This window comes from Anabaenopsis arnoldii, from assembly GCF_028331025.1.
In the GTDB taxonomy this organism is placed as follows: domain Bacteria; phylum Cyanobacteriota; class Cyanobacteriia; order Cyanobacteriales; family Nostocaceae; genus Anabaenopsis; species Anabaenopsis arnoldii.
Genome location: NZ_JAQMUH010000049.1, coordinates 1 through 4,238, shown reverse-complemented (window position 1 = coordinate 4,238; position 4,238 = coordinate 1). Strand labels below are relative to the sequence as shown.

Annotated in this window: 3 protein-coding genes and 3 pseudogenes; 2 read left to right on the top strand and 4 right to left on the bottom strand. The window is 38.0% G+C overall.

All coding sequences use genetic code 11. From position 1 onward, the window contains the following. Positions 1-175, bottom strand: a pseudogene (locus tag PN457_RS03945) (pentapeptide repeat-containing protein); the annotation flags it as partial. 331 nt (positions 176-506) lie between these two features. Between PN457_RS03945 and PN457_RS03940 the strand changes: the two are divergent. Next, positions 507-995 (top strand): annotated as a pseudogene (locus tag PN457_RS03940) (transposase family protein); the annotation flags it as partial. 516 nt (positions 996-1,511) lie between these two features. Here PN457_RS03940 and PN457_RS03935 read toward each other — a convergent pair. Beyond that, positions 1,512-1,709: pseudogene (locus PN457_RS03935) on the bottom strand (RNA-guided endonuclease TnpB family protein); the annotation flags it as partial. 59 nt (positions 1,710-1,768) lie between these two features. Here PN457_RS03935 and PN457_RS03930 point away from each other — a divergent pair. Further along, a complete protein-coding gene (locus tag PN457_RS03930; protein WP_271731466.1) occupies positions 1,769-1,960 on the top strand; it encodes a ribbon-helix-helix protein, CopG family in 192 nt (63 codons plus the stop codon). Between the two features lie 249 nt (positions 1,961-2,209). Here PN457_RS03930 and PN457_RS03925 read toward each other — a convergent pair whose 3' ends face one another. Both PN457_RS03925 and PN457_RS03920 read right to left on the bottom strand, forming a co-directional pair. Further along, positions 2,210-2,482, bottom strand: a complete 273-nt coding sequence (locus PN457_RS03925) for a cupin domain-containing protein (protein WP_271731465.1) — start codon at positions 2,480-2,482, stop codon at positions 2,210-2,212. 22 nt (positions 2,483-2,504) lie between these two features. After that, complete coding sequence (locus tag PN457_RS03920; RefSeq protein ID WP_271731464.1) at positions 2,505-2,870, bottom strand: Mo-dependent nitrogenase C-terminal domain-containing protein; 366 nt, start codon at positions 2,868-2,870, stop codon at positions 2,505-2,507. Positions 2,871-4,238: the final 1,368 nt, after the last annotated feature.

Below are 4,238 nucleotides of genomic sequence, written 5' to 3'. Positions count from 1 at the left end.
TCAGATTCGCCCCGCTCAGATTCGCCCCGCTCAGATTCGCCCCGCTCAGATTCGCCCCGCTCAGATTCGCCCCTTTTAAGTTAGCTCCTCTCAAGTTAGCGCGATGTAAGTCAGCCCCATTTAGGTTTGCGTAACTTAGGTTAGCGTTAACCAGCTTGGCACCACAGGAGTTAGCTTCTGCACCTTGATATTTCCGCCTCCACTCATTCCAAATTGCCACAACCTCTTGCAGACTTTGTAAATTATCTTCAGTTAGCATGATCAACTTTTGATGCTTGTCATTTATACTTGCATTTTAACTTGGGAAATTATATATATTCAAAATATATTCAAAATACAAGTATTTTTTGAAAGAAGAATAAAAAATGACTTTTTTATCAAACAACAGGAGTAATATCTGAAATTATGTTCAGGATAATCAGAAAAAAGAAATATAGCATTTACCATGCTCATGATGTACACATTTTTTGAGTTTTATTGAATATGTAACAGGGAATTGCGATTAAATAAAAAATAACGAATTTGTAGAGGTTTAAAAATATATTTTTCTGGACTTAAATAGTCTGGAATTAGCACCAGGTTGATCATTTTTTCTTAAAGGTGTGAATGTCACAAAGACTCACGGTTTTATAAGCTTTAACATTGCTTGTAAATGGACAAGTAAAATCAACGGAGTAGCACCGAAAGAAGGATGGTTTATCTTAATGAATCTTGATGCGTTAGAATTGGCTATTTCTGCCTATAAACAAAGATTTGATATTGAAGAAATGGTTAGAGATTTTAAAAAAGGAGGCTATAATTTAGAGGATACTAATCTAACTGGTGAACAATTTATTTCTCTAGTTTGCTTGATAGCGATCTGCTTGCAGCAGCGCTTCGCTATCGCTTACTCCTCTACCACAATTCAGGGTCAACAAATCAAAGGTAAAGGAATACAGAAATATATTAGTCGGCTCAAAGAACATGGTAGAACGGAAGGGAGACATAGTAGTTTTCACAGCAGTTTCTACCTAGATAAAATACAGATATTAATTGTAAAACTATTGTGGGGTGGGCATCCTGTAGGCCTTACTGTACCTCACTTAGATGAAATCTGCTGTATATCAGCTTATATGGTCAAACTTGGGTCAATTTCAAGGATGCTTGTATGGATTTAATCACCACATTAATGAAATTAAATTGCAATAAACCCTAGCATGATCAACAAGGTCTAAGAGGATGTTTTAAAAGGTATGATTAGTGTATCAAATATTGTTTTACCCCACCCTAACCCTCCCCTTGTAAGGGGAGGGGACTGGATTTTATTGTTTTTTGTGTGTTCGGTGAGCGAAGTCGATAGCGATAGCGTGGCGTTAGCCATACCGTGTTCGGTGTGTTCTCCATTCCCTGTTCGGGTGTTCGGTGTGTTCCGGTGTTCCCTAAGATAAAAATTACCGGTTGAAAACTTATCAAACAACATCTAAGAGCTATGAGGCTTATAGAGTCTGTCTTGTAGCTTATTTTGTCGCCCGGTCAGCAACAAATGTAAACTCGTTGGGTAGTTCTGTTGAATATTTATTCATAGCAAACTTGTTAATTTTTGCTTCTTTGGCTGCATCCATCCAGTATCTCAGACATTTATTTCTGATGAACTGAGTAGTTTTAATAGCTTCCTCAATAGGCATGCATTGAAGCTTTTTAGCTTTGACTTTGTACTCTAGAACTACCAACTTGACTCACCTCCTTGATATTAAATATACTGTAATTAGTATATGTAGATGTTCTTAATATGTCAACAGGTAAAGGTAAAAAAAGAGTTAGAAATACCCCTGTTTTTTACGATGAAGTCAAAAAACATCGGGGTATTATGCTGACTGATACAGCTTGGCATTCTGTGCAAGAATTAGCTGCAAGGGAAGGCGTTAGTGCTAGTGAGTATGTAGAGTGCTTAATTAGAAAATATGTCCTGACTGAGGCGTAAACGCATTAAATAGCCTTCTCCCAAGGGGAGACGCTGCGCGAACATACCTTACTAAAGTACGGAATACGGCGTGATCCCCCTGTTTCTCAAGAGTTTTCGGCATTTTGGTTATAAAAATTATAGGAGACATAGTGCTGCTGTGTCTCCTATGCTTCTATTTAATTCCTAGTCACTGTGGAGATGTTTGCATTCTGGAGAAGAAAAGAAACCAAAAGACCAGGAAATTAATTCATGATTCTTGACTCTTAACTAATCAAAACAGTAATGTTTTTTCACGTCGCTGGTGATTTCCCATATACAAGACATACCAGCCGGAAAAGTCACTAAATCACCCTTTCCTATTTTCACTGGTTGTCCACCATCGGGGGTAACAACGACATCACCTAACAAAAAATAACAAGTTTCTTGAGTATCATAAGTCCAGGTAAATTTGGATATTTCTTTCTGCCAAATTGCCCACTGAAACACACCCAACTGGTTGAGGCGTAGTTGACTTGGTTGATGCTCAATTTTAATTTCCATACCATGTTTTCTCGGTTAGGATTTAGCAGTAGGATTGAATGTCCTCTCCACACTCATCTACTAAATAACACAAAGCGCGAAAGCGTAAGCCGACAAATTCATCATACAGTGGATTAAGCTTACACAGAGGGGGGATGTGGGCTATTTTGCGCCCAAATAGGATAAGGTCGCGCTCGAAAGGACACTGAGCCGGAATCATTTTAGCAATAAAGTGAGCAAAGTCGCGATTTTTAATTTCAATGTTGTCTAGCCTTTTACGTAATGGTTGCAGTAAGTGGAATTTGCGTGGAGTAAATTTATTGTGGCTACCTACATTGTCACTTGCTTCCACTTCCACAGCTTTGATAAAAGCAGGTAGGATAATATGCTGATTATTTGTCTTAACCATAGTTCTGACCAAGGTGTTCCTTGTATTGATAAACTATTTGCCGATTGGGAATTTTACCATGCCATGTATATCTGGGATTTGTCTTGTGTTGATAAATCAAACGGGGACAATCACAAAGTGAGTAATTTGCATAGACTTTCCTGGTAAATAGTTCACTCACTTTATATTTAGCTCACTGGATAATGAATAACTGTCCCGTTAAATACAAAATAACAAAGAAAATATAAAAATGGTATTCCCTTAACTTATACTTATTAGTTCTTGCTCTTCAAAATAGTGATCCCCCAGATTAAATTTAAATTTATGTGTGAGAAACTGCTCAGTAGTTGTAATTCTACTTTGGCAGTTACAAGCAGGGTGTAACCTTGGTTCCAGCTAGGCTGGATTTGTAGTTATTCCTTGACTTTAATTTATTTTAGTCCCCGGATATCATAAAAATTGTCGTTTTTAATACAAAACTACCGTCGGTTATTATTTAATATCCCCCGCCATATCCTTTGATAAGTACAAACTAATCTATTGTGCTGTTGGGACTGACCATAGCTAGAAGTATTCTCACCTCACAAGGACTCTGATGAGTTATTGATTTCTTCCAGCGGGGGAGGTTCCTAGGCCTAAGAGGATGTTTGTCAAGTCATGATTAGTGTATCAACTATTGTTTCACCCCACCCCCTTCCTTACAAGGGTAGGTTTTTAATATGATCTGTGAAGGCAAGACCACCGAAGACAAGGAAGGAAAGTGGACAAAGAAGATTTTATACGGACAATGGTCTTTTAATGGGCTATTTTTCTTACTAAGAATACAGACTTTGTACTGTTTTTCTCCGGTGGTCACCTTGTCCACCTTGTCCACCTTGTCTTGTCCTTGTAAGGGGAGGGGATTGGATTTGATTGTTTCGGTTCCCCATTCCCCATTCCCCATTCCTCATTCCCCATTCCCTGTTCCGGTGTTCCCTGTTCCCTAAGATAAAAATTACCTGTTGAAAACTTATCAAACATCCTCTAAGTACGTGAGACCTCGTAACTAAAATAACTATTGTTAAGTGATATTACAAAATTTGCCAAAATATTGAGAAATTGACTGCAAGCCAAACATGGCTTTAACGTAGAACCTATAGGAGAGCTAGTCCTAAGCTGGCTATTTTATAGACAAAACTATACTTATGCTTACAAGCATTGACATAAGTGAGTTAATAAAATCGCCCACTTGATATATAATACGATATTAAGTATTGAATTAAGACTATTGCCAACGCGAAAACCAAGCAATGATAGCGGTAGTCTTTCTTGTAAATCTTAAGAGAAATATCGCGTCTGGCTAAGGCGTGCAAGTCTACTAAGGGATAACCGCTCCCATGCTCCCGTTGA